Raw genomic sequence first — 23,024 nt, forward strand, 5'->3', positions numbered from 1 at the left:
TCACCGAGCGGCCCCGGACGCGAGATGCTGAACGGGCAGACGAGAAACTCCAGGGACGAGGTGCAAGGCCATGTCACACAATTGCTCCCAGCCGTGGCGGGTGTGGCGGATGGGGCCGTGGAACAGAAATCCGCTCATGCGGGCATCCGACCGCTGGGCGTCGGTGCTGCACATGCTGGCGGTCGTCCTGCTGCTGCTGGCCGTGCCGGTCGCTGCCGCGGTAGGCACCGAGACGTACACCCGCAGCGCCGCCCACATCAGTGTCGCGAACGCTTCGAAGACCACGGTCCACGCGACGGTTCTGACCGCGCCGAAGGAAGTCCAGCCGGCCGGTCCCGCGCAGCCGGCGCGTTTCGAGTCACGGGTGCAGTGGCAGCGCGACGGGAGCCTCGCGACCGGAACGATCGAGATCCGGCGCGATACGAAGGTCGGTGACACGGTGCAGCTCTGGGTCGGGCCCGACGGGCTGGCCACCGACCCGCCGCGGGAACCCGAAATGGCGGTGTGGGACGGCGTCGGCACCGGTCTCGCACTGCTCATAGGAGCTGGATTCGGAGTGTTCGCGCTGCTCTGGTGCGTCACGCAGGGGCTGGAACGCCTGCACGCCGCACGCTGGGAGGCGGAGCTGCGCGGGCTCGGCCGTCCCATCGGTACATAGTCACCACAGACCATCGGGAGGATACCGATCATGAGCGCCGAACCCAGTTCTGTTGCCGGGCAACCGATGTCGCGCATCATCGCCGCCGTCGACGGCTCGGCGACCTCATACCGGGCAGCGGTGTGGGCCGCGGTGGCCGCGGATCTGCACGGCTGCGGACTGCACCTCGTCACCTCCATCTCGCTGCCTGTCAGCGAAATCCCCGGCGAGTTGCTCGGAGACACCGACCTGGAGCTGCTGGACCGGGACGGTCAGCGAATCGTCGGCGAAGCCGGCCGCCTGGTGCGCGCCGCGGCGACGGGTGCGGCCGTGCCGATCACGACCGAGGTGATTCGCGAACCCATCATCGGCCATCTCCTCGATCAGTCCCGGCACGCGCGTGCGATCGCCGTGGGCAGCCGCGGACTGGGCGCGATCCGGCGCGGCCTACTCGGCTCGGTGGCCGATGCGGTCACCCGGCACGCGCACTGCCCGGTAGCCGTGATCCACGCGACCGCGGCGGCCGATCCGCTGTCGGCGGAGAAGCCGGTGCTGGTCGGCATCGACGGCTCCCCCCACAGCGTGCCCGCAGTGGAATTCGCGTTCCAGGAGGCCTCGGTACGCAAGGTCGGGGTGACCGCGCTACACGCTTGGACCGATGTTCTCGGCTCATACGTGCCGCTGATCGGCTGGGAGCCGCTGCGTGCGCAGGAGAACGAACTGCTCTCCGAGCGGCTTGCCGGGCTCGGCGAACGCTATCCCGACGTGCCGGTCCGTCGCATGCTGGTGACGGAACGCCCAGCCCAGGCTCTGCTCCAGGAATCCGAGCACGCGCAATTGGTCGTGATCGGCAGCCGCGGCCGCGGCGGCTTCACGGGCATGCTGCTCGGTTCCACCAGTTCCACCGTGTTGCACAACGTCGAGACTCCGACGGTCGTCGTGCGCGCGTAATCGAGGATCAGGTGTCGGTCATGACCGAATTACAGCCGCTGGACGCGGGATTCATCGAACTGGAGGACTCCGATCGGCATGTCAGCCTCGGTATCGCCGCCGTGGCGATCCTGGCCGGTGCGCCTCCCGGTCGTGCGGAATTCGCGGCGGCGCTGGCCGAGCGGGTCTCGGCCAACGAACGCCTGCGGCAGCGTGTCCGGCGTACGCCACTGGACCTGGCCGTACCGGTTTGGGAGGACGACCCGAATTTCGATCTCGCCCACCATATCCGGTGGAGCGGGCTGCCCGCGCCTGCCGACGAGCCCGCCTTGCGTGAATTCGTCGCCGGTGAGCTGGTGGAGCGCCTGGACCGCGATCATCCGATGTGGGAGTGCGTCGTCGTCGACCACCTCGCGGGCGGGCGCTGGGTCGTGATCGTGAAGGCGCATCACAGTCTGGTCGACGGCGTCTCCGGCGTGAATCTGTTCGAAAGCTTCTGTGATGAAACGGAAGTGGAGAGCCGGGAGAAGCCGACGCCGGACACCGATGCCGCCGGAGGCGGGAACTGGTTCGACTGGGCGGTCACCGGGCTCCGATTGCCGGTGGAGGTGCCACGCTATGCGTTGGGTCTGGTCCGCAGCCTGGTCCCGGTGGCGGCCGCTCTCGTCTCCACGCCCGCGGCCTCCTCGCTCAACGGTCCGATCGGCAGGCAACGGCGCTATGCGATCGCGCGAGCCTCGCTCAGCGAGATCAGGGAGATCGGCCACGGCTTCGACACGACGGTCAACGACGTTGTGCTGGCCGCGGTGACATCGGCGTACCGAGCTGTCCTGCTCGGGCGCGGGGAAGAACCCACCGGGAACAGCGTGCGGATCCTCGTCCCGGTGTCGATGCGTGCTGCGGATGCGAAAACGTTTCTCGACAACCGTGTCTCGGCGGTTCTGTCCCTGCTGCCCCTGCATCTCGACGACCCGGTCGAACGGCTCACCACCATTCACCGTCGGATGGCCCGGCACAAGTCGGGCGGGGCGGCGCAAGCCGAGAAGTCGCTGCTCGCCCTCGCCGGCCGGCTTCCGTTCGCTCCGGTTGCCTGGGGCATGCGGCTGTGGTCGCATCTGCCACAGCGCGGCGTGACGGCCGTGGCGACCAACGTCCCGGGCCCGCGCCGCACCCTCACCATGCTGGGTCGTGAGGTCCTCGAGCTGATACCGGCCATTCCCATCGCCATGCGCCTGCGCACCGGCATCGCGATCCTGAGCTACGGCGATCAGCTCACCTTCGGCATCACCGGCGACTACGACTCGACCCCCGACCTCGAGGTCCTCGCCGACGGAATCCACACCGCCATAACCGAACTGCTCACCGCTGCGCGAGCCCGGCCACAGCACCCGGCCGAGTAGGTCTCCGGTGCCCGGGGCCACCGTCGGACAGCCAGAGGTCCCGCTACCGGCGGGACCAAGGTCCTGCCCACGGTGTCACAGGCAGCGGCGAAAGGCCGTCGGGCGTGGGACTTCGGCTTCTGTGTGCGGAGCCCCGTCATGGCGGACGATCGGATCGGCGGGCGGATCGACGCGCTCGCGGACGGAGGACACAATGGTTACCGGGTACGGGGGCCACGGCATCGGGGCGGCGGCCCTGCGGCTGCCGAACGCACTGCGACATGCGCTGGGGGAGTACAGGACACGCCATTCCGGGGCGATGGTCGAGCCAACGACGCCCGCGTCAGCGGTGCATGAGGTGCGCGCACGGTGGTTCGTCACGGTGACCGCCGGAGAATTCCTCGGGTTCCTCGTGCCGGCACTCGCGGGTGCGATCATCGCACGCGCGAGTGGGGCGGCGGTTGCCGCCGTCATGCTGACGGCGGGGGCGGTCGAAGGCGCCGTCCTCGGGTACTTCCAGGCGCGGGTGTTGCGAACGTTGTTGTCCTGTTTACGAATTCGCGAGTGGATGGCAGTCACTTCGGTAGGGGCGGTGGCGGCGTGGTCGATCGGTATCCTGCCCATGCTCTACGGCGAACGATTCGGCGCGTGGCCCACGTGGGCACAGGTTCCGGTGGCCGTGGCGGGCTCGCTGATCGTGGTGTCCTCGATCGGCGTCGCGCAGTGGACGGTGTTGCGCCGCTTCAGTGATCGGTCCGCACTGTGGATCCTGGCCAACGCGGTGGCATGGATCGCTGGGCTCATCGCCTTCACGGTGGTGGCGCCGCCGCTGTGGCAGCCGGGCCAGCCGCCGATTCTCACTGCCGCCATCGGTGCGCTGGGAGGTGCCGCCATGGCCGCCGCCATGGCGTGGGTGACCGGCGCCTTCCTGACCCAGGTACTGGCCGACGGGCATCGCCGGACGCCGCATACGGAGCTCCGATCCTGAAGTCCGGCAACGGATTCCCCCTCGAGACCGTGCTCGACCCTTTCCGAACAGGAGAACGACATGAACCCCGAACCCTCCACCGTCCGCTCCGTCCGACTGCGCGGCGACCTGGACGAACCGCTCTCCCGCTGGCTGTGGCTGGTGAAATGGATCCTCGCGATACCCCACTACATCGTGCTGTTGTTCCTGTGGATCGCCTTCTGGGTGGTCACGGTGGTGGCGTGGTTCGCGATCCTGTTCACCGGGCGCTACCCGCGCTCGCTGTTCGACTTCACCGTGGGTGTGCTGCGCTGGTCCTGGCGAGTGCAGTTCTACACCTACGCGGCACTGGGCACCGACAGGTATCCGCCGTTCACCCTGCGGCAGACCGACTACCCGGCGGATCTGGAGATCGATTACCCCGAACAGCTCTCGCGCGGGCTCGCTCTCGTGAAATGGTGGCTGCTCGCCATTCCGCACTATTTGATTCTGGCCGCCCTGTTCGGCGGCGGTGTGATGCTCGGCGGCGACACGGGCGACAGCAACGCCGGCAACACGATTCCGCTGATCGGCGTGCTGGTACTGATCGCCGCGGTCGCCCTGCTGTTCACCGGCCGCTACCCGCGCGGACTGTTCGGATTCGTCCTCGGCGTGAACCGGTGGTTCTACCGCGTCCTGGCGTATTCGGCCCTGCTGACCGACGACTATCCACCCTTCCGGCTCGACCAGGGCCCGCGGGAACCGGCCGAGGACGTAGCACCGTGACAACGAGATTCCCCCGGGTGCCGGAACGCTGGGCAGTCCTCGCCGTGCTGGTGGCGGTCGCGGTGGTGCTGGTCGCCGCGACCCTGGTGGCGATCCTCTGCGATCGCAATGACCAGTCCGCGCCGGCGCCGCCGGCCACCGTCGCCTCCTCGGCCGGCGCCGACTTCCGCTACGAACCCCTTTGGCCCTTCCGCAGCCTCGCCGGACACCCGGCCGCTCAACCGCACAGCACGACGGGACACGGCGAGTGATGCAACAGATCCCGGCTCGTGGATCCGAACAATGCGGCGGTCGCGGAGTTGCGGCCATGTGTGCCGACCACCAGTAGCTGGGAATCGTGTCCCGTCTCCGCCAGAACGGTGGCGGGTACGCCGGGAACGGTCACCTCGGTGACCTCCACGTCCGGGTGAGCCAGCCGATGCGGGGCCAGCGCACTCGTCAGGACGGCATCGTCCGCGGCCGTGTGGTCGGCTGCCGGTCCGATCGGCACGATCCGGTTCCCCGGCCGGCAGTGCACCGCGGTCAGCGGCACCGAGAGTGCCTCGGCGAGTTCGAATCCCAGCGCGAGGGCCGCCGTACTGAGTGGGGTGCCGTCCACACCCACCGTGACCGGTTTCCACCGCGGAATGCGACGGCCCGTTCTACCGCGCCATATCGCGACCGGGCACCGCGCGTGGCGCGCGACCTCCATGGTCGTCTGGCCGACCAGCCGCCCATCCCAGGCGGTCTGGGCCCCGACCACCAGGATCCGGGCGTGCGTGCTGCGCGCGATGAGCGCGGGAGCGGCCGCCTCGGGGGTGACCTCGGTGGTGACGGGCAACTCGGGTGCACAGGAACGCACCAGTGCCACAGCGTGTTCGGTGGTGTGCGCGGCGATCTCGTGCCAGCGCACCACCCGTCCGCTCGGGTGAGCGTGCTCCGCCTCGCCGTCGCCGCGAGGAAATCTCGGAGCGCAGGCGATGACGAGCGGTTCGTGGATGGCCGTGGCGAGATATGCGGCCCAGCGGACGGCATTGAGTGAAACCGTCGAGCCGTCCACCCCGGCCACGACGGCATTGCGAGCATGGTGCGCGTCCATCGTTACCTGCCTCCCGCCCGGCGTATCCGTGCGAAACCTGTTCCGACTCTCCGAGAATGACGCGTCACCGGCGATCGCACACGATGCGAGAGACCTCGATCGCGGTGACGTAAGACCATCCGCGCGCCGGATCAGGCCGGGCGACAGGTGTGTCGGCCCTATACGGCGGTGATGACGACCTTGAGCGCTCCGGTCTCGCCGGCGCGCGCGAAGGTGTCGTACGCGGAGGGGAATTCGTCCATTGTGAAGCGGTGGGTGATCATCGCGGCGGGGTCGAGCCGCCCGCTGGCCACCAGGTCGATGAGCCGGGGTGTGGAGTAGGTGTCGACCAGGCCGGTGGTGATGGTGAGATCGCGGATCCAGATCTTCTCGAGGTGCAAGGTGGCGGGCTTGCCGTGCACGCCGATATTGGCGACGTGACCGCCCGGGCGGACGAGGTCGACTGCGGTTTCGAACGTTTCCGGGATGCCGACCGCCTCGATGGTGACGTCCGCGCCGAGGCCGCCGGTCAGCCGTGCGATCACGTCGGCCGGATTGTCGCGGCCGCTGTTGACGATGACGTCCGCGCCCAGTTTCGCGGCGGCGTCGAGCCGGCTGTCGGCCAGGTCGATGGCCACGATGTGGCCGGGGCTGTAGAGCCGGGAGGTGACGATCGCGGCCAGCCCGATCGGACCCGCGCCGATGATCGCCACGGTATCGCCCGGCCGCACGGCGCCGTTGAGGACGCCGACCTCGTAGCTGGTGGGCAGAATGTCGGCGAGCATGAGCATCTGCTCGTCGGATATGCCCTGGGGGATCGGGTAGGTCGAGGTATCGGCGAAGGGGACGCGCACCATCTCCGCCTGCGTGCCGTCGATGAGATGGCCGAGGATCCAGCCACCACCGCCGAGGCACTGCCCGTAGCGGCCCTCCCGGCAGAATCGGCATGCGCCGCAAGCGCTGATGCAGGAGATCAGGACCCGCTCGCCGACCTTGCGGGTGTGCACTCCGGTACCCACCTCGACGATGGTGCCGACGGCTTCGTGACCGAGAATCCGGCCGGGCGCGAACTCGGGGACGTCACCCTCGAGAATGTGCAGATCGGTGCCGCAGATCGTCACCGCCTCGACACGGATGATCGCATCGGTCGGCTGCGTGATGGCCGGGTCGGGAGCCTCATCCCAGGATTTCTGCCCGGGTCCATGAAAAACCATTGCTCGCATCGGAATACCTCCTGTGCGCGGACATCTCGACCGGCCTAACGGTCCGGCGTCGCCGCAGAGCGTGATCGGCGGCCGTGCGTATCGGTCGCGGCGTCGAGGGAATCGGCGAAGTCGATGAGCTGGCGGACCTGTTCGCCGTGCCGGCGCAGGAAATCCTCGCGGGCGCGGCCGCGCCGGAAGGTGAGGAAGGAGCGGCCGGTCTCGAGCTGCCAGGTGTACCAGAACAGGTAGGGGATGGTGAGGACGAAATTGGCTATGCCCCAGACGATCCAGACATCATTGTTGAACCAGCCGTCCGACGGCATCACCTTCGGGAAGATGTTGTAGATCGCGATCACCAGCATGAGCACGGGCAGCGTGTAGATGCGCGCCATGATGTAGAGCTCGGGGCGGCGCTTGACCAGCGGATAGATCTCCGCGACCGCGAGTATGCAGATACTGGCGGCGAAATGCTCTTCCTGCGGGGGATATCCGCCGAAGGTGAAGCACAGATTCCAGGTGGTGTAGAGGAAGTTCCACGCCATGGTCGTGTAGGCGACGAGCTCGGCGTTGCGGCCGGGCAGCACCTCCCAGAAGCGCGGGCAGTAGGGGATCGTGAGGCACAGTCCGAGCCCGACCGCGGCGTTCCAGTAGTTGCCGATCTGGGCGTCGCGCAGGGTGGCTTCGGCGATGTTGAGGAACAGGATCGCGTACGGGAACCACAGGAATCGCGGGTTGCGCAGGATCTCCCACACCCGTCCGGGGCGTTGCTCGGCCACGGCGATCCGCATGGCACCGACCAGGGTCAGCGGGATGAGCACCGACAGAATCTTGGCCCAGGAGAACCAGTTGATCAGGCCGATGTCGCGGCCGGGCCCCCAGATCCAGAGCGGGAACGTCAGCAGCGACAGTCCCCACACCCACATCGCGGGTCGTGGATGGGTGCGCATGTAGTCGACGATGAGCCACAACACACCGCAGAACACCAGCATCGAAACCGCAGTCACCCAGGTGAAGGGGGCCGGATTCCCGGACACCGCCTGCGACGCCGCACTGATCATGGTGGATAGCGCCTTTCGCTCGCGTCAGCCCTGTTCGATCGTGAGGATGTCGGCCAGCGGGCGCCGGGGAGTCGGCGGCAGCGGCGGTTCCCCGTCCGGCACGGTGCCGATCCGCACGACGATCTGCGGTGTGCCGGGATGCCGCAGCAGATTGGTGAGAATGTTTCGGCCCGTGGGCAATTCGGTGATGTGGGTGAGCGCGCAGGTCGCCAGCCCGGCCACCGTGCATTCGAGCAGCACCGCGGAGAGGGCCTCGCCGGTCGCCAGCCACTCGGGCAGGGAATCACCCTCCGAGCTCAGCATGACCATGCCGGCGTGGTCGTCGGTCTCCGCGCGCCGCATGGAGTGCGCCGCGGACGGGAAGACCCGGCCTACCCGGACCCGGGCGAATTCCGCGTCCGAGACCAGCGCCGCGGCCGGAACGCCCTCGGGATCTCCGGAATGCCCTGCCCACCAGCCGATCTCGGCCTGGTACATCATGTCGTGCCGGCGCAGCGCCGCGGTCTGTTCGGACACCGCGGCCAGCCTGGCCTGTACCGCGTCGTCGAGCGTGTCCAGCTCCAGGTAGTGCGGCGAGACCAGCATGCGCAGCCTCCGCTGGAGGTCTTCCCAGTTCTCGGGCGCGCCCAGCGGCAGCCGGTCGGTGTGGCGGTGCTCGATGGCGCCCGCGCGGGCCACCAGACCCGATGGGGGATCGGGCCAGGGCCGGAAGCTGAGCTCGGCCAGGCGGCCGGGATCCAGCGGGTCCGGGATCCGAGTGGTGTCGGTGTGCCAGCCCTGCGCGCCGAACGCGGTGCGGACGTGGTGCAGCATGGCGCCGCAGCTGATCACCTGCTGCCGGCCGTGCGGGTCGGCGGCGATGAGCAGCCGGTCGGGATCGGTGCGCAGGTGCAGCCGCGCGCCGTCGAAGCGCCAATGCCAGGGCTGGGTGTTGTGCACGGAGGGCGCGCGCGAAGCCAGCAGCATCGCGGCCCGCAGCGTGCGGTGATCGGGTACGGCGAGCGGGGTGGCGTTCATTGCGGTCATACTCCGAGTGTTCGCGTCGGCCAGTTCGGAACATACGGGCTTTCCGCCTGCTGACCAGGGACGTTGGTCACCAGGGTGAGTGGCGGGGTGGTGCGTTCGGCACGCTCCTTGATGCCCCGCAGCATCTTGGCCTCCATGATGAGGCTGCCGGGCTCCATGATCAGCATGTAGAAGAGCCGTTGCAGCAGACCGGCGTCCGGTAGCGCGATGCGGTTGCGGCTGATCAACCGGGTGCCCTCGGCGGTCGGGTAGAGGCCGAACGCCCACACCCAGTGGTGGTCGGTCGAGGCCAGCACGAAGGCGCGCGGGCGGTCCAGCACGGCCACCCGCATCGCGGGACCGGACTTGCCCATCGGCAGCACATCGTCCACCGCGAGCTGCTGATACTGCGGCAGGATCTGGTCGGCGCTGTGCATGTCCAGGCCGAGCAGGTTCTCGACCCAGTCATAGGTATAGGCGCCGGCCCGGCCCGGTCCCATCTGAACCAGCCACGGCCAGATCTGCTCCGGCGTAGCGGCGACGGTGATCGCACGGGTGGTGACGGTGCCGGCTTCGGCGAGCAGTCCGTCGCCGGGCATCGCCCGCCCGACTTCCTCGGCGGTCGAGCCCCAGGTCACGCACTTGGTGCGTGCGAAGAGCCGGTATCCGGCCGCCAGCCCGGTGAGAGCCGAGGCCACGCCGATCGCGGTCGCCAATGGTGTCTTCACGGTTGTTCCTCTCGGTGGGACGTCGATGTCGATCCTCGGCCGCGTCGCGGGATTTCCGCAGGGACCGATGGCCCGACATCCGCCCTCGGAACCGGTGACTTTCGGCCATCTCGCCGCAGCCACCCGCGCGGGATGCTGTGAACGAACAGCGGATTCGCACGGATCGGAGGACATGCCATGAGGGAGTTCACGGACCGGAGCGCGCTCGTCACCGGCGGTGCGCGGGGAATCGGCGCGGCGGTGGTCGCGGAACTGGTGAAGGCGGGCTTCGGCGTCGTCGTCGCGGACCTGCGCACCGACGCCGGGAACAAGCTCGCCGAAATCCATGGGCCGCAAGCACGATTCCATCACCTCGACGTCACCGACGAGGGGGAGTGGCAGCGGGTGCTGGAGAAGGCAGAGCGAGAATTCGGCCCGCTGGGCGCACTGGTGAACACCGCCGAGATCCTCGACCTCGGGACCGTCGAGTCCGAGTCGCCCGCCCTGTTCCGGCACGTGCTGGACGTCAACCTCTACGGGCCCTGGCTCGGGATGCGGCTGGCCGCGCCGCGCCTGCGTGCCGCGGGCGGCGGCACGATCGTCAATATCTCCTCGACCGCCGGCCTGATGGGATACCCGGGCATCAGCGGATACGTCGCCAGCAAGTGGGGACTGCGCGGATTGACCAAAGCCGCGGCGCTGGAACTGGGTTCGTCCGGCATTCGCGTGTGCTCGGTGCACCCGGGGCTGATCCATACGGCGATGACCATCGGCCTGGCCGAGTCGATCGCCGCCACCCAGCCGCTGCCGCGATTCGGCGACCCGGAGGAGGTTGCGGCCATGGTGCGGTTCCTCGTCACGGAGGCGACCTTCTCGACCGGGTCGGAATTCGTGGTCGACGGCGGCGCGACCACCGGTCAGGCCGGGCTGATCGAAACGTCTGGTGCAGACCAGCGGTAATGGCGACACGAAAGAACTGGAGGCATCGCCATGATGTACTGGTACGGCCACGATATGGGTGGCTGGGGCTACGCCTGGATGGGCGTGGGCATGTTGGTCTTCTGGGCCCTGCTCATCGTCGGAATCGCGTTCGCGGTCCGGTTCGCGGTATCCGACCCGGGCCGCTCGGGGCGCTATGAATCCCCGTCGCCGCAGGAACTGCTGGCCCAGCGTTTCGCGCGCGGCGAGATCGACGAGACCGAATACACCAATCGCCTTGCCGCACTGCGGGCCTCGGGCGCGCGGCAGTAGGACGACAGGAGCGAGAGAATGTCGGAGATCTCCGAAACCCCCGGCGGGCAACTGAATCCGCCGGTCGTCGTGGCAACGGACGGATCGGCCGTCTCGTACCGCGCCGTGGCCTGGGCGGCCGTGGATGCGGGACTGCACGGCTCGCCACTGGAGATCGTCACCTCCGTGGCGGTCCCCGGTGGATGGGGGCCCGGTGCGATGCTGACCAATACAGACACCGACTGGCTCCGGCTCGACGGTGAGCGGGTGGTCACCGAAGCGAGTCGCGTGGCGCGCACCGCGGCCGTCGGCGACGGCCTGTCCATCCGTACCGATGTCACCTTCGACACGGCGATTCCGTCTCTGATCGAACGGTCGCGGCACGCGCGCCTGCTGGTGGTGGGCAGCCGTGGGCACGGCGCGATCCGGCGCGGCCTGCTCGGATCGGTCAGTACCGCGGTAACGCGGCATGCCCACTGCCCCATCGCGATCGTGCATACGCGAGCGGCGATCGACCCGGTGTCCGCGGAGCAGCCGGTGCTCGTCGGCGTCGATGGCACGCCCAACAGCGTGCCTGCCCTGACGCTGGCTTTCGAGGAGGCATCCCGCCGCAAGGTCGGGCTCGACGCGCTGCACGCCTGGAGCGACACCAACCGTGGCGGTCTGCCGCTGCCGGGGTGGGACGCCGTCCGCGACCGCGAAACCGAACTGCTCGCTGAACGAGTGGCCGGATTCGGCGAACGCTACCCGGATGTCCAGGTCCGCCGAATCCTGGTCCGCGACCGCCCGATCCAATCCCTGCTCGAAGCCGCGGAGAACGCCCAGCTGCTGGTGGTCGGCAGTCACGGCCGCGGCGGTTTCGCCGGCATGCTGCTCGGCTCGACCAGCAACGCGCTGCTGCACAGCGTGGAATGCCCGATGATCGTGGTGCCGGCCCGCTGACCGACATGGTCTTCGCCCTGTGGTAGCTGCAGTGCCGCCCCCCGACAAGGGGGGGTGCATGCTCCCACTGATTGCATGTTTTCTAAACTAATAACCCAGTTTATTGGTGAAGGAGGATGCTGCCGTGGACGATCAGACCACTGCGGAGGGGCCGACAGCGGTGCGGGAGCACCCGGCAACGTTGAAATCGGCTCTGGTGCAAGAACTGTGAGCGTGCGGGCACTGCTGCCGGTCTGGTCGGACTGGCGTGCGGGCGTGCGTGCCCCGGGTGCGGATCTGCTGTCCGGGCTGATCGTCGCCCTGGTCGCGCTGCCGTTGGCGCTGGGTTTCGGGATCTCCTCGGGCCTCGGCGCGGCCGCCGGCCTGGCGACCGCGGTGATCGCGGGCGCGGTTGCGGCGGTCTTCGGCGGATCGCGGTTCCAGGTGTCGGGGCCCACGGGAGCGATGACCGTGGTGTTGGTGCCGATCTTCCATCAGCACGGTGCGAGCGGGGTGCTGGCCGTGGGGCTGCTGGCCGGGCTTGTGCTGGTGGTGCTCGCGGTCGCCGGGGTCGGGCGTGCGGTGCGCTACATGCCCGCCCCGGTGATCGAGGGTTTCACCGCAGGAATCGCGGTTGTCATTGCGCTGCAACAGGTCCCGGCAGCGCTCGGTATCGCGCACGCGCACGGGGACAAGGTATGGCAGGCCGCCGCTGACGCGGTGCGCCAGTACCTGGGCCATCTCGACCCGCTGCCGATCGCCACCGTCCTGCTGGTGGCAGCGGTCATGCTGGTCGGTGGCCGGTATCTGCCCCGCTGGCCGTTCGCGCTGCTGGCGGTGGCGCTGGCGACCGCGGCGGTGGCGGTGTTCGATTTGCCATTGGCCCGGATCGGGACCATCCCGTCGGGATTACAGGCCCCCGCCCTCGGTTTCCTTCACGTCGATCAGCTGGGTTCGCTGCTGGCGCCGGCGTTGGCGGTGGCCGCGCTGGCGGCATTGGAGTCGCTGCTGTCGGCCACGGCCGCCGACGCGATGGCCGTGGGTACCCGCCACAACTCCGACCGCGAGCTGTTCGGTCAGGGCCTGGCCAATATCGCCGCACCACTGTTCGGGGGTGTCCCGGCCACCGGTGCGATCGCGCGCACCGCGGTGAACGTCCGCTCGGGCGGTCGCACCCGGCTGGCCGCGCTCACCCACGCGATCGTGTTGGCGGCCATCGTTTTCCTGGCCGCCCCGCTGGTCGGGCAGATTCCTCTCGCCGCACTGGCGGGGGTGCTGCTGGCGACCACGGTGCGGATGGTCGAGACGGCGTCGCTGGCGGCGATCGCCCGCGCTTCGAAGGGAGACGCGGCGATCATGGGCGTCACGTTCCTGGTCACCGTCGCCGCCGATCTGGTGACCGCGGTGGCGGTGGGCGTTGGGATCGCGGTGGTGCTCGCCTTGCGCTCGGTCACGAAAGAGGCTCGCCTGCAACAGATTCCGCTGGACGAGGGGGATCATCTGGCCGAGGAGCACGACCTGCTCGATGAGCACATCGTCGCCTACCGGCTCGACGGGCCGCTGTTCTTCGCCGGCGCGCACCGATTCCTGCTGGAGCTGGCCGAGGTATCGGATGTGCATGTTGTGATCCTGCGCATGTCGCATATCACCGCGCTGGACACCACCGGTGCGCTGGTGCTCAAGGACGCGATCGGCAAACTCGAACACCGCCACATCGTCGTGCTCATGTCCGGGCTTCGCCCTGATCACCAGCGCCGTCTCACCGCGATCGGGGCCCTGCCCGCGGGCGGCGCCGACCACCTTTTCACCCACACGCCCGATGCCATCACCTGTGCGCGGCAGCTGGCGCCCGCGGTGGCCGGCGACGGTCATCGAGCGGGTGCCTGACATCCTGCGCCCGCGCTGTTCAGGGTGTGTTGGTGGAGGGGCGGGCCGGGAGCCCCAGGGCGGAGCGGTTGCAGGCCAGCGCGAGGTCGGTAGCGGTCACCAGCCCGGTGAGGCGGCCGGCGGGGTCGGTGACGGCGACGGCATCGAGGTTGGGGCGCAGGACGATTCGGGAGATGACGTCGGCGAGCAGATCGTCGGAATGAGCGATCGCGGCCGGGGGGAGCGGGCGGGCGAGGTCTGCGACCCGGAGGCCGGGGTGCGGACGTGCGCTGGTGCGCAGGAGATCGGCCCAGGCGAGGACGGCGTACGGGTGGCCGTTCTGGTCGACGACCGGGAAGAGGTGGTGGTGGGTGTAGACGAGGTCGGATCGGAGGAGCTGGTCGAGGGTCCATGCGGCGTCGGCCATCCGTGGCGCGGGGGTCATGACATCGCCGATGGTGGTGGCGCCCAGGCGATGTCGCAGGCCCGCCATGGTCAGCTCGCTGTTGGCGGCGCTGTAGAGGAACAAACCGAGCAGTATCAGCCACAGGCCGCTGAAGTCGCGGAACGCGATGATCTCGGCACTGCCGAGGCCGCCCAGGGTCATGCCCAGGACCTGGCCGGTGCGGGCGGCGGCGGTCGCGGCGCGCAGGCGGTCGCCGCTGCGCCACCAGATCACCGCCCGCACGACCCGCCCACCGTCGAGGGGTGCGCCCGGCAGCATATTGAACACGGCGAGAACCACATTCACGGTGGCGAGCCAGACGAGGGTTGCGGTGACCGGACCGCCGGGGGAGAAGACCGACGATACGGCCGCCGCGCCGTAGGCCATCACGCCGAGCATCAGACTGGTGGCGGGGCCGACCAGGGCGACCCGCAGGTCGGTCCGGGCATCCTTGGGCTCGTCGGTCAGCTCGGAGGCCCCGCCGAGCAGCCACAGCACGATGCGTTCGACATGAATCCCATTGCGGGTGGCCACGATCGAATGTGCCAGCTCGTGTGCGAGCAGGCAGGCGGTCAATCCGAGAGCGCCAGCGATCGCCGCGGCCCAGATGATTCCGGCGCCGGCGGTGCCACGGAGGTAGGTGGCGAGGATCCACGTGAACAGCCCCACGGTGACGGCCGCCGACCAGTGCGCGGCGACACGGATGCCGGCGATTCTTCCCAGCGGGACCGTGGATCGGAGCTGCATGGTGTCCTCGTCTGTCGTGCCGGTCGGATCAGCGCTCGGACCCGGTCAGCCCCTGAGCGAGCAGGATGCGATGGGCCTGCTGCGCGGCCGAGAATCCGCCGTGCTCGTCCGGTCCGGCGTCGGCGGGATACTCGAGGCCGCGCACGAGCGCGGTGACGGCCTCGGTGAGAGCGGTCAGGCGTCGTTCGATGTCATCGGTCGGTATCTGGCCCGGCTGTGTGGGGACCGCCGCGCCCCCGTAGACCGCCGCCAGGTCGGTGCCGAGCAGCAGGAAGCGCAGCGCCACCGGCAGCTGCGCCAGCACATGATCGAGCTGACCGGGAGAGAACAGGTCGGCGAGGGCATCGGTCACCACCCCCACCAGCGGCACGGCCTCCTCGGGACTGACGCCCGCGGCATGGGCGAACTGGGCGAGGAATGACGGCACATCGCGTGGAACCGGCACGTGGGCCGGGATCCAACCCTCGTAGAACGTGCCACGGAGCAGTTCGGGCAACTGGGCGCTGAGATGCGCGGCGGCATTGACGCCCAAGCGGTCGCGCACGGTGTGCAGCCACGCGCGCAGGGCGCGATGGGCGAGGAAGCGATCCTCGGTGTCCATCGCTCCGGCCACGGCCGCCAGCCATTCGTGGGCGGTGTGCACGCTCGGTGCGAACGGATCGGTGTGATGGCTCATGGGACACGTCCTTTCGTGAGATGAGAACGCACTGAGCTGACAGGTCTGGTTCCACCCGCGCAATGCCTGGGCGATGGTGGCATCCATCGAGGTGGTGGTATCCACGGTAGTCGCGTCCGGCCACGGAGAGCTGGCCGTGGCCAGTGCATGCGCGATATCGGGGGTGGCCTCGGAATCGCCGGGGCGGCGCGTGCGGATGCGCGTATCGGACGTCTGGCGCGGGCACTCACAGCGCAGCGAGATCAGCTCGGCGTGGGCGCCCGCCGCGAGCGCCTGGGCGCGGGTCCGTTCGGCGGCATCGATCCAGGAGGCGTCGAGTATCACCGAGACGCCGAGCCCGAGCCGCTGCCGTGCCAGTTCCAGCATGTGGGTGTACACCAGTGATCTCGCGTCGGGCCGATAGGCTCCGGCGTCGAGGACGCCGCTCGCACCGGTGATCGCGCCCGAGGCGCGGAGCCGGGCCCGCACGGTGTCGCTCGAGATGACCTCGGCGCCGGTGATCTCCGCGAGACGGGTTGCGACGGTGGACTTTCCGGTCCCAGGCAGGCCGCCGACCAGGGCCAGCCGCACCGCGCCGGCCTCCAGGTGCCGCACCGCGAGATCCAGGTGCCGGATCGCGTGACCGACGAACTGCTCGTCGCCCTGTGCGGCCCGGATATGGTTCGTCTTGGCCCGCACCATGGCCCGGTAGGCGATGTAGTGGTGGCGCAGCGAGGCCGGCGGCGAATCCCCGGCCGCGCGCAGGTAATCGGTGAGAAAGTCCTCGGCGAGCTGGGGTCGGCCGAGGAACTCCAGATCCATCGCCAGGAAGGTGGCATCGTCGAGGCCGTCGACAGCGCGGAGGGAGTCGTCGAAGTCGAGACAGTCCAGGATTCGGAAGCCGTCGGGGAGCGCGAAGATGTCTTCGGTCAGAAGATCGCCGTGCCCATCCAGAATCCGGCCGTCCGCAATACGTTCGGCCAGCAGCGGCGAGCGGCCGTCGAGGAAACGCATGGCCAGCCGCTCGATGCGGTCGACCAGCGCGGGATCGAGCGTACTGAGCGGATGGGATCGAGGGCCGCGCAACAGGATTCGCCATCGCTGCCGCAGGGCCTGTGCCGTTCCCGCCTGATCGATGGTGCTGCTGCGAATGGCATTGCGATGGAATCGGGCCACCACCGTCGCCAGTACGGACAGTTCCGCCCGGCCGATCTCGCCGCTGGTGACCAGCCTGCTCAATCTCCGAGATTCCGGCATCCGCCGCATGATCAGCACGGGTTCGCCGGGACTGTCGAGCGGACCGGTGAGATGTTCCAGGCCCAGGTAGACATCGGGAGCCCAGCGCCGATTCAATTCGAGTTCGCGGCGCAGCGCATGTTCCCGGGCCTCGGTCGTGGCGAAATCGAGGAAGTCGGTGACGATGGGCTTCTTCACCTTGTACGCCCGATCCCCGACCAACACCACCAGCCCGGTGTGCGTTTCCCGCAGCTCCGCGGCGCACGCATCGTGGAGGGTCCCGCCGCGCAGGTGCTCGGCAGCCACGGCGCGGTCGACCGCCCGCTGTCGCAGGTCGTCGGGCCGGACGACAGGACGTGAGGTGGAGGCGTTCGTGTCCATGCCTCCCACACTCCGCGCGCCGGGCTGCCGGAAACAGAGGACTTAGGTCCCCGCAGTGACGACAACGGTCCCGTCGCCGCCGATCGCCCGTGACTACGTTGTGCCTGTAGGCGCGGGACCCCGGGCTAGGCCGAGGGCCAGGGCCGCGCGCGGTAACGAATCATCAGGCGGCGGGCCAAAACTTCCGGGTGGGTGGCGCTGAAGCGTTCGCCGTACTTCCCGCCGGAGGTCATGAGGTAATCGTCCAGGGCGGGACCGTAGCCGAGGTCGACGGCCACCTGGTCAGCCAGGAATTCTTCCCGCCAGTTCACCCACATCTTCGGGAAGGGCTGCAGGAGACAGACTATGGCGAGCGCCTGGGCGAGATGCAGGCCGATGGTCGGGAGCAGGGCATCGACCAGGGCGACGAAGGACACGGTGTACATGATCAGCAGCACGATCGTCGCAACGATGTCCGGCGATCTTCGATAGGACAGCAGGGTGATGAGCAACTTGGTCGGCGCGCCGAAGACGGTGACGACCGGTGTGGTGCACAGGTTTTCCAGGAACCTGACAGTCCAGCCGCCGATCAGCAGATGACCGAATTCATGTGCGATCACTGCCCGTAGCTCGAGCGGGGGTAGTTCGTTCACAGCCGAAATCGTCACTGAGACAAGACGGCGTGGGTGCGCCATACCCGCTGCCCGAGGGCGACGGGTTCTTAGCACCATTCGCAGCCAGTTCTCACCCCGGGCGACCCGCTCCACCGCAGACGTCCCCTCCCCTGCCGCACCACCGGGTCGGCCCGCGGCCTCCATGACGTCCCAGGAGGCTGCCCACAGCAGGATGGAGGGCTCGACGCGTTCCGGTGGGTACGGCGCGATATCGGGAAATTCCGCGGCACGTCGCCGCATCGTCAACTCGTCCGGCCTGATCAGTTCGACGACCAGCGCGTAACACCAGATCAGACACCAGACCACTATCACGCTGATCGTCGCCCAGCGCCCGGCCCAGGCCGTGAGACTCCAGAGCATCACCACGGTCGCGACCGCCCAGGGGACAGCCAGGAGCAGGCGCAGCAGCGGCAGCAGTCGGGCTTCGATGCGGGCGCGGCCAGTGAACCGGTACCTGGTTGTGCCCGAAGGCGATTCGAGAGACATGGCGGGTCAGCCCTTCGTGCGGGCGAGGCTGTGTTCTCCTGCGCGGTCGCTTCACGATACGAAACCGGCGACAAGGTCGCGTAGCCCCAACTTCGGGTGGGCGGGCGCGGAAGCGATTCCCGCGGGCACATGAAGGGTTGTGCTGTTCCCGCTACAACGCTCGGAGCGACTCGATCGCGTGCATCAATCGGGTGTTCTCGGGGTCGGCTGCGGGTGCCGGTAGGACTATGCCGTGGACGAGGCCGGCGTAGCGGTCACGCATGAGGTCCGGCAGGGCGTCATAGTCGCCGGAAATGAGCAGCGCATCAAGGACCTCGTCGGTGACCACGTCGTGGAGTTGATCCCAGCGTTGCGCTTTCACCAATTCGCGTAGGCGGTCGAACAATGCGGGCAGGCCGAGGCGTATCAGCGTCGGCCGGTAGGACGGGGTGGAGTAGAGGAAGGCGAGTAGCCGTCGCTGCCGCTCACGGTCGCGTGCCACCTCGGCTGCTGTGGCGCCTGTGGCGATCGGGACCGCGGCGATGATTCCGGGGGCCTGACGTGAGCGTTCGGCGGCACCCGCGTGCAATGCGGGCTGAACGACGTCGCGCAGGTATCCAGGATCGGAGTTGGTGGAGTGGGTGATCACGCCGTCGGCGAGTTGTCCTGCGAGGCGGCACATCCCGGCATTCACCGCGCCGAGCAGGATCGGTGGCGGGGCGATGTCGTCGGGGCCGGGGTTGAAGTAGGGCTGCAACCGGGTCAGCCGGTAGCTGTCGCCCTCGAAATGGATCGAATCGCCGGATGCGAACGCGGAGAACAGCTCTCGCAGCACGGTCAGGTACTCCCCGATCCTGGCGACGGGTTCGGTCCACGGCATCCCGAAACGGCCTTCGATGTTCTGCTTGATCTGCGTTCCGAGCCCTAACTCGAAGCGCCCGCCGGAGAATTTCGCGAGATCCCAGGCGTTGTATGCGACCAGCGTCGGGCTCCGGACGAACGCCAGCGTGATCGCGGTGCGCACGGTGATCCGGCTGGTGTGCTCCGCCGCCAGCAGCGCGACCGCGAACGAATCGTGGATCGTCTCGGGGATGTGAACCCCATCGAATCCGAGGTCCTCCACCCGCCGCGCCACCCGTGGCACCTCGGACAGCGGCAGTCGCGGATCCAGGGCTGCATAGACTTTCATCGACCGTCTTCCTCGGCGTCGGTGCGTTGTCACCGCAGACGGTAGCGGGCGCACCGCGTCATGAGCCCTCAGGCCGTCGGTCTGCTCCTCCGGAATCCATGCCCGCGCACGATCACGCCAAGATCTCCGCTTTCAGATCCGGCCGGCCTCGCTCCTCCGCGAACGTCAGTGCGCGCCCGCACAATAGGTCCACGAAGTACCCATACGGGGCATCGTCGCTGTCGACGGCCATCATGAACAACAACACCAGAAAGTCGTTCGTCGACTCCTGCGACCACCGGTAACCAACCGCCGGACCGTACCCGTCGAAGATCGGCGCACCGTTCTCAGGTGAGTTGAACCAAACACCCTCGACGCGTCGCACCATCCACTCGCCGATATAGGTGATGAATTGCTCCGCGAGAACACCGTTTTCGGGCGCGTACCGTCCGTCCTCGCCAAGCACCGCGGCATCGATCAGGGACACGATCCAATCGAACGCAGCAGCGCTGAATCGGTCATCCAGCGATGGACGGCCCCCGCTGCCCTGTACCGCTTCCAGCCGGGGCAGCGTCTCGGTGAACAACGCCTCGATGCGGGCATCGATCGCAACCTGGTCGCTCCACGCGAGCCAGGCCGCTGACTGCTGGGCGTCGCCGTCGAACCATCCGGGGTCCAGATCGCTATCGGCCGCAGTGGCCCGTCTCGCGTGAGTCCTCATGTTCCCCTCGTGTGCGTGCATGCCGTGACGGTCTGCCGGATGATAAACGACCTCGCGCTGCCACAAGGGCAGAGCCGCCGAGGTGCTGTTCGAGATCGTGGCTGATCATTGGTTGCTCGAGTGGAACCGCACCGGTCAGCACCGGCACATACTGTCGCATGAGCGGCACTGTGCGTCATCGATGGAATGCCACTGCCGCGATAGGTTTCTCGATGCCGACACCCCAAACAACACCGCGTCGGCGCGCAAAGGGTTAGCGCCCGCCCGGGCGGCAATTTCTTTCAGCGCAACCCGGGCGGGCATTCTCTGTCCACGGATGATGAACTCGATCGCTTCGGGATTCACGCCACATGTGGCGTGCGTAGACGGCACGAGTGGCGCATGCGGGAGCGTTGGCGTTTGAATGCCCCGATCGCTCCACGACACCCAAAGCAGATGATGCCGCCTGGACGAACGGAGTTCTTCCCACAGCTGGCACTGATCGACCCTCAGGCCGGGCTGTTGAAGTCCCCTCGAATGATGCCGGCGGCGAAGGCATCCCATTCGCCGGGGGCGAAGACGAGGGCGGGGCCGGTCGGGTTCTTCGAGTCACGAACTCCGACCGTGCCTCCGGTCAGCCAGGCCACTTCGACGCAGTCGGTTTGGCCGCTGCTGTGGCTGCTCTTGAACCACTGTGCTCCGGACAGGTTGGTGTTCATGCGGTGTGACTCCTTGCTACCCGTCTGAGCAGGTCTCGCGTTGCTGTCTCGTTCAATGCGGTTTCTCTTATGGCCGAGGAGATTTCATGGTAGCGCCGTACATCATCGTTGTTCTCCATGTAGATGTCCGGTTTGCCGGCTCCTTCGAGATAGACGAGGGGCGGTTCGCTCGGGCGAGTGTTGGCGTCCCCGAATTCGAGAATCACGAAGGGCCCGTGTAACAGACCGCGGCTGCATCCACTCGTGAACGGGTGGACGCGCAGCGAGACGTTGGGCAACTTGCCGATCTCCGCCAGGTGCTGCAACTGCGCGGCCATAATGCGCGGGCTGCCGATCACACGGTGTAGCGCCGACTCGTGAATCAGCAGTTCGAGCTTCACTGGGTCGGCTTTGCGAGTGATGATCGTTTGCCGTTTGAGCCGCAACTCGACTCGGCGTTCGATGTCCTCGTGGCTGCTCTCGTCGTAGAACGCGCTGATCAATGCACGGGCGTAGTCGGCGGTTTGGACCAGTCCGAGAACAATCTCGTGATAGGCGATCAGCTGCCGCGCGGAGGCGGCCAGGCCGACGTACATGTTGAACGTCGAGTCGCTGTAGAGACCGCCGAATGCGGTGTACCAGGAGGTGACCTGCGCCTGCTTGGCAAGTTCGACGGCCCGATCGGTATCGGCCGGAGAAACCTCGTACAGCTCGCACAACGCTCGGATGTCGCGAATGCGAAGCTTTTTCACGCCACCGCTCTCAATGCGGTGCAACGCGGTCTTGCTCAGCTCTACCAGGCGAGCCGCACGATCCATCGAGAATCCACGGCTGTCGCGGGCCTCGCGCAGGAACCGGCCCAGTTGCCGCCTGGGCAGTGTCGAGGGTTCGTCATCGCTGGTCATGTGTGCATCCTGTGAATTTTCGGAACGGAACACGCGCCATCGCGGAACAGACTGTACGCCGGGCATGGACCCCGTCCTGGCCAATCGAACCAATCATGTTCGGAACGTCCGAATTCGCTGTCTCGCCAGGACATCGGTGGTGTCCTGATCGCACGCCAGGCAAGAAATCACATCACTTGGTTCTCCAAATGCCTGGCGCGCCATAGCCGTCCGATGAGCAAGGGGTCGATCATGTCCAGCAACAATCCGTGGTCGGTGCAGGCGATCATCGACCGCATCGAACATGAGAAGCAGCGAACCGTTGACACAGAGCACGCCGAGGTCGGCGCGGCCGGGTATGCGGTGCGTGGCCTGTGGTCGTGCTACGACGATCCCGGCACATTGACTGCCGGACAAGCGCATACCGCAATGCAGCTGCATCTCGGATGCGGGGTGGACAGCTGCTGGGTGCGGTGGCGGGCGCGGACCGCGCTGGTCGTAGCCGGGCGCATGGTGCTCGACCCGCGTGCGGCACGGGTGCCGGGTGTGCACCGCAGGTCGCTGTCCGCGGTGGTGCGGATGGCGGTGTTCGGGTGTGGCGCACTGTTTTTCGGAGGTCGTCATGCCCTGCGATGACCCCGACCGGATCGAGATCCAGGTCATCCAGGACGTACTCGACACCGTCGAAGCGCGGCTGTGCGACTGCGAGCGTCGCGGGTGGCGGTTGACCGCCCCCCGTTCGCTCATCTACGCGGCCGTCCTGCACGCGGTCATCGTCAGCGCCCGCGCCTCCCACCGCATTCCCGCCACCCTCGACCACGCCGCAGTACTCGACGCCATCTTCGACGGCACCGAACCGTCGGATCCCGGCGAACGCGCCCGCCCGGTCGATGACGTGATCGAACGCCACACCAGGAACACGAACTGACGGCCTTCGCCGGCGAGGCGGATCCCGCGACGAGGAGGCCATCACGGTCGGCAACCGCCATAGCTCCTTACGGCGAAGTGAGACTGTATTCGACGCTCGGCGGGTTGGTGGGGAACACCTCGCGGTGGACCGGGCCGTCGTGCTCCAAGCCACGAAGCGTGCAGGTCAGCATCCGTTGACTGATGGTCTCTACGCCCGATGTAGCGGCTCAGTTCGTGGCCGGGGTGGAGTCCGGTGCGTTGAGGCGGTTGAACAGGCCGATGCCGACCGCGATGGCGGCGGGCCCGCCGACACCGATCAGACCGGCCGCGGCGCCCAGCGGGATGCCGATCGCGGC

Annotated in this window: 24 protein-coding genes and 1 pseudogene; 12 read left to right on the forward strand and 13 right to left on the reverse strand. The window is 68.0% G+C overall.

Going from position 1 to position 23,024, the window contains the following annotated elements; translation table 11 throughout:
• Nucleotides 1-70 precede the first annotated feature (70 nt).
• The 6 genes and pseudogenes from ACWEKS_RS25030 (at nucleotide 71) to ACWEKS_RS25055 (ending at nucleotide 4,929) form a co-directional block, all read left to right on the forward strand.
• On the forward strand, nucleotides 71-658 hold the full coding sequence (locus tag ACWEKS_RS25030) for an Rv1733c family protein (protein WP_452342317.1): 588 nt from the start codon (nucleotides 71-73) through the stop codon (nucleotides 656-658).
• A gap of 30 nt (nucleotides 659-688) precedes the next feature.
• Nucleotides 689-1,588 carry a universal stress protein gene (locus ACWEKS_RS25035; protein ID WP_452342318.1) on the forward strand — a complete coding sequence of 300 codons (900 nt, stop codon included), beginning with the start codon at nucleotides 689-691 and terminating at the stop codon, nucleotides 1,586-1,588.
• Between the two features lie 20 nt (nucleotides 1,589-1,608).
• Complete coding sequence (locus ACWEKS_RS25040; protein ID WP_452342319.1) at nucleotides 1,609-2,967, forward strand: wax ester/triacylglycerol synthase family O-acyltransferase; 1,359 nt, start codon at nucleotides 1,609-1,611, stop codon at nucleotides 2,965-2,967.
• A gap of 193 nt (nucleotides 2,968-3,160) precedes the next feature.
• Entirely contained in the window at nucleotides 3,161-3,934 is a 774-nt protein-coding gene (locus ACWEKS_RS25045) for a hypothetical protein (RefSeq protein ID WP_452342320.1), read from the forward strand.
• 72 nt (nucleotides 3,935-4,006) lie between these two features.
• A pseudogene (locus tag ACWEKS_RS25050) lies at nucleotides 4,007-4,678 on the forward strand (DUF4389 domain-containing protein); the annotation flags it as partial.
• Nucleotides 4,675-4,929, forward strand: coding sequence for a hypothetical protein (locus ACWEKS_RS25055; protein ID WP_452342321.1), 255 nt, complete (start codon nucleotides 4,675-4,677; stop codon nucleotides 4,927-4,929). The pseudogene ACWEKS_RS25050 and the gene ACWEKS_RS25055, both read left to right, overlap by 4 nt.
• On the opposite strand, the gene ACWEKS_RS25060 is transcribed toward ACWEKS_RS25055, so the two are convergent.
• The 5 genes from ACWEKS_RS25060 to ACWEKS_RS25080 all read right to left on the reverse strand — a co-directional run bounded on the left by ACWEKS_RS25060 (nucleotide 4,896) and on the right by ACWEKS_RS25080 (nucleotide 9,731).
• Nucleotides 4,896-5,756 carry a universal stress protein gene (locus ACWEKS_RS25060; RefSeq protein ID WP_452342322.1) on the reverse strand — a complete coding sequence of 287 codons (861 nt, stop codon included), beginning with the start codon at nucleotides 5,754-5,756 and terminating at the stop codon, nucleotides 4,896-4,898. The genes ACWEKS_RS25055 and ACWEKS_RS25060 overlap by 34 nt on opposite strands.
• 158 nt (nucleotides 5,757-5,914) lie before the next feature.
• Complete coding sequence (locus tag ACWEKS_RS25065; protein WP_452342323.1) at nucleotides 5,915-6,958, reverse strand: zinc-dependent alcohol dehydrogenase family protein; 1,044 nt, start codon at nucleotides 6,956-6,958, stop codon at nucleotides 5,915-5,917.
• Nucleotides 6,959-6,993: 35 nt separating this feature from the next.
• Nucleotides 6,994-7,998: a hypothetical protein gene (locus ACWEKS_RS25070; protein WP_452342324.1), complete on the reverse strand. Its 1,005-nt coding sequence runs from the start codon at nucleotides 7,996-7,998 to the stop codon at nucleotides 6,994-6,996.
• Between the two features lie 24 nt (nucleotides 7,999-8,022).
• On the reverse strand, nucleotides 8,023-9,024 hold the full coding sequence (locus tag ACWEKS_RS25075; RefSeq protein ID WP_452342325.1) for an Acg family FMN-binding oxidoreductase: 1,002 nt from the start codon (nucleotides 9,022-9,024) through the stop codon (nucleotides 8,023-8,025).
• Complete coding sequence (locus ACWEKS_RS25080; protein WP_452342326.1) at nucleotides 9,021-9,731, reverse strand: SRPBCC family protein; 711 nt, start codon at nucleotides 9,729-9,731, stop codon at nucleotides 9,021-9,023. The genes ACWEKS_RS25075 and ACWEKS_RS25080 overlap by 4 nt, the downstream gene beginning before the upstream one ends.
• Before the next feature lie 177 nt (nucleotides 9,732-9,908).
• On the opposite strand from ACWEKS_RS25080, the gene ACWEKS_RS25085 reads away from it, so the two are divergent.
• The 4 genes from ACWEKS_RS25085 to ACWEKS_RS25100 all read left to right on the forward strand — a co-directional run bounded on the left by ACWEKS_RS25085 (nucleotide 9,909) and on the right by ACWEKS_RS25100 (nucleotide 13,748).
• Nucleotides 9,909-10,670, forward strand: coding sequence for an SDR family NAD(P)-dependent oxidoreductase (locus ACWEKS_RS25085; protein ID WP_452342327.1), 762 nt, complete (start codon nucleotides 9,909-9,911; stop codon nucleotides 10,668-10,670).
• 30 nt (nucleotides 10,671-10,700) lie between these two features.
• Complete coding sequence (locus ACWEKS_RS25090; protein WP_379426897.1) at nucleotides 10,701-10,961, forward strand: SHOCT domain-containing protein; 261 nt, start codon at nucleotides 10,701-10,703, stop codon at nucleotides 10,959-10,961.
• An 18-nt stretch (nucleotides 10,962-10,979) separates the two neighbouring features.
• The gene (locus tag ACWEKS_RS25095) at nucleotides 10,980-11,882 is read left to right on the forward strand and encodes a universal stress protein (protein ID WP_452342328.1); all 903 of its coding nucleotides are present in this window, start codon (nucleotides 10,980-10,982) and stop codon (nucleotides 11,880-11,882) included.
• A gap of 207 nt (nucleotides 11,883-12,089) precedes the next feature.
• Entirely contained in the window at nucleotides 12,090-13,748 is a 1,659-nt protein-coding gene (locus ACWEKS_RS25100) for a SulP family inorganic anion transporter (protein ID WP_452342329.1), read from the forward strand.
• A 19-nt stretch (nucleotides 13,749-13,767) separates the two neighbouring features.
• On the opposite strand, the gene ACWEKS_RS25105 is transcribed toward ACWEKS_RS25100, so the two are convergent.
• The 7 genes from ACWEKS_RS25105 to ACWEKS_RS25135 form a co-directional block, all read right to left on the reverse strand.
• On the reverse strand, nucleotides 13,768-14,919 hold the full coding sequence (locus ACWEKS_RS25105; RefSeq protein WP_452342330.1) for a site-2 protease family protein: 1,152 nt from the start codon (nucleotides 14,917-14,919) through the stop codon (nucleotides 13,768-13,770).
• Between the two features lie 28 nt (nucleotides 14,920-14,947).
• Nucleotides 14,948-17,191 carry a DUF2267 domain-containing protein gene (locus ACWEKS_RS25110; RefSeq protein ID WP_452342331.1) on the reverse strand — a complete coding sequence of 748 codons (2,244 nt, stop codon included), beginning with the start codon at nucleotides 17,189-17,191 and terminating at the stop codon, nucleotides 14,948-14,950.
• Between the two features lie 125 nt (nucleotides 17,192-17,316).
• Nucleotides 17,317-18,330 (reverse strand): M48 family metalloprotease, encoded by a 1,014-nt coding sequence (locus ACWEKS_RS25115; protein ID WP_452342332.1) that lies wholly within the window; start codon nucleotides 18,328-18,330, stop codon nucleotides 17,317-17,319.
• 151 nt (nucleotides 18,331-18,481) lie between these two features.
• Nucleotides 18,482-19,498 carry a TIGR03617 family F420-dependent LLM class oxidoreductase gene (locus ACWEKS_RS25120; protein WP_452342333.1) on the reverse strand — a complete coding sequence of 339 codons (1,017 nt, stop codon included), beginning with the start codon at nucleotides 19,496-19,498 and terminating at the stop codon, nucleotides 18,482-18,484.
• Nucleotides 19,499-19,610: 112 nt separating this feature from the next.
• A complete protein-coding gene (locus ACWEKS_RS25125; RefSeq protein ID WP_452342334.1) occupies nucleotides 19,611-20,219 on the reverse strand; it encodes a hypothetical protein in 609 nt (202 codons plus the stop codon).
• Between the two features lie 467 nt (nucleotides 20,220-20,686).
• Nucleotides 20,687-20,896: a DUF397 domain-containing protein gene (locus tag ACWEKS_RS25130; protein WP_452342335.1), complete on the reverse strand. Its 210-nt coding sequence runs from the start codon at nucleotides 20,894-20,896 to the stop codon at nucleotides 20,687-20,689.
• Nucleotides 20,893-21,780, reverse strand: a complete 888-nt coding sequence (locus ACWEKS_RS25135; protein ID WP_452342336.1) for a helix-turn-helix domain-containing protein — start codon at nucleotides 21,778-21,780, stop codon at nucleotides 20,893-20,895. Before ACWEKS_RS25135 ends, ACWEKS_RS25130 begins: the two co-directional genes overlap by 4 nt.
• Nucleotides 21,781-22,011: 231 nt before the next feature.
• Here ACWEKS_RS25135 and ACWEKS_RS25140 point away from each other — a divergent pair, with 231 nt between their 5' ends.
• Nucleotides 22,012-22,395, forward strand: a complete 384-nt coding sequence (locus ACWEKS_RS25140) for a hypothetical protein (protein ID WP_452342337.1) — start codon at nucleotides 22,012-22,014, stop codon at nucleotides 22,393-22,395.
• Nucleotides 22,382-22,687, forward strand: coding sequence for a hypothetical protein (locus ACWEKS_RS25145; protein ID WP_452342338.1), 306 nt, complete (start codon nucleotides 22,382-22,384; stop codon nucleotides 22,685-22,687). Before ACWEKS_RS25140 ends, ACWEKS_RS25145 begins: the two co-directional genes overlap by 14 nt.
• A gap of 67 nt (nucleotides 22,688-22,754) precedes the next feature.
• Here ACWEKS_RS25145 and ACWEKS_RS25150 read toward each other — a convergent pair whose 3' ends face one another.
• On the reverse strand, nucleotides 22,755-22,871 hold the full coding sequence (locus ACWEKS_RS25150; RefSeq protein ID WP_452342347.1) for a winged helix-turn-helix transcriptional regulator: 117 nt from the start codon (nucleotides 22,869-22,871) through the stop codon (nucleotides 22,755-22,757).
• Nucleotides 22,872-23,024: the final 153 nt, after the last annotated feature.

The sequence above is a fragment of the Nocardia sp. NPDC004711 genome, from assembly GCF_053601595.1.

Excerpts from the sequence above, each read along its gene's own strand:
- ACWEKS_RS25030 (WP_452342317.1), top strand. The coding sequence starts at position 71 with ATGTCACACAATTGCTCCCAGCCGTGGCGGGTGTGGCGGATGGGGCCG.
- ACWEKS_RS25035 (WP_452342318.1), top strand. The coding sequence starts at position 689 with ATGAGCGCCGAACCCAGTTCTGTTGCCGGGCAACCGATGTCGCGCATC.
- ACWEKS_RS25040 (WP_452342319.1), top strand. The coding sequence starts at position 1,609 with ATGACCGAATTACAGCCGCTGGACGCGGGATTCATCGAACTGGAGGAC.
- ACWEKS_RS25045 (WP_452342320.1), top strand. The coding sequence starts at position 3,161 with ATGGTTACCGGGTACGGGGGCCACGGCATCGGGGCGGCGGCCCTGCGG.
- ACWEKS_RS25060 (WP_452342322.1), bottom strand. The coding sequence starts at position 5,756 with ATGGACGCGCACCATGCTCGCAATGCCGTCGTGGCCGGGGTGGACGGC.
- ACWEKS_RS25065 (WP_452342323.1), bottom strand. The coding sequence starts at position 6,958 with ATGCGAGCAATGGTTTTTCATGGACCCGGGCAGAAATCCTGGGATGAG.
- ACWEKS_RS25070 (WP_452342324.1), bottom strand. The coding sequence starts at position 7,998 with ATGATCAGTGCGGCGTCGCAGGCGGTGTCCGGGAATCCGGCCCCCTTC.
- ACWEKS_RS25075 (WP_452342325.1), bottom strand. The coding sequence starts at position 9,024 with ATGACCGCAATGAACGCCACCCCGCTCGCCGTACCCGATCACCGCACG.
- ACWEKS_RS25085 (WP_452342327.1), top strand. The coding sequence starts at position 9,909 with ATGAGGGAGTTCACGGACCGGAGCGCGCTCGTCACCGGCGGTGCGCGG.
- ACWEKS_RS25090 (WP_379426897.1), top strand. The coding sequence starts at position 10,701 with ATGATGTACTGGTACGGCCACGATATGGGTGGCTGGGGCTACGCCTGG.
- ACWEKS_RS25095 (WP_452342328.1), top strand. The coding sequence starts at position 10,980 with ATGTCGGAGATCTCCGAAACCCCCGGCGGGCAACTGAATCCGCCGGTC.
- ACWEKS_RS25105 (WP_452342330.1), bottom strand. The coding sequence starts at position 14,919 with ATGCAGCTCCGATCCACGGTCCCGCTGGGAAGAATCGCCGGCATCCGT.
- ACWEKS_RS25110 (WP_452342331.1), bottom strand. The coding sequence starts at position 17,191 with ATGGACACGAACGCCTCCACCTCACGTCCTGTCGTCCGGCCCGACGAC.
- ACWEKS_RS25115 (WP_452342332.1), bottom strand. The coding sequence starts at position 18,330 with ATGTCTCTCGAATCGCCTTCGGGCACAACCAGGTACCGGTTCACTGGC.
- ACWEKS_RS25120 (WP_452342333.1), bottom strand. The coding sequence starts at position 19,498 with ATGAAAGTCTATGCAGCCCTGGATCCGCGACTGCCGCTGTCCGAGGTG.
- ACWEKS_RS25125 (WP_452342334.1), bottom strand. The coding sequence starts at position 20,219 with ATGCACGCACACGAGGGGAACATGAGGACTCACGCGAGACGGGCCACT.
- ACWEKS_RS25130 (WP_452342335.1), bottom strand. The coding sequence starts at position 20,896 with ATGAACACCAACCTGTCCGGAGCACAGTGGTTCAAGAGCAGCCACAGC.
- ACWEKS_RS25135 (WP_452342336.1), bottom strand. The coding sequence starts at position 21,780 with ATGACCAGCGATGACGAACCCTCGACACTGCCCAGGCGGCAACTGGGC.
- ACWEKS_RS25140 (WP_452342337.1), top strand. The coding sequence starts at position 22,012 with ATGTCCAGCAACAATCCGTGGTCGGTGCAGGCGATCATCGACCGCATC.
- ACWEKS_RS25145 (WP_452342338.1), top strand. The coding sequence starts at position 22,382 with ATGCCCTGCGATGACCCCGACCGGATCGAGATCCAGGTCATCCAGGAC.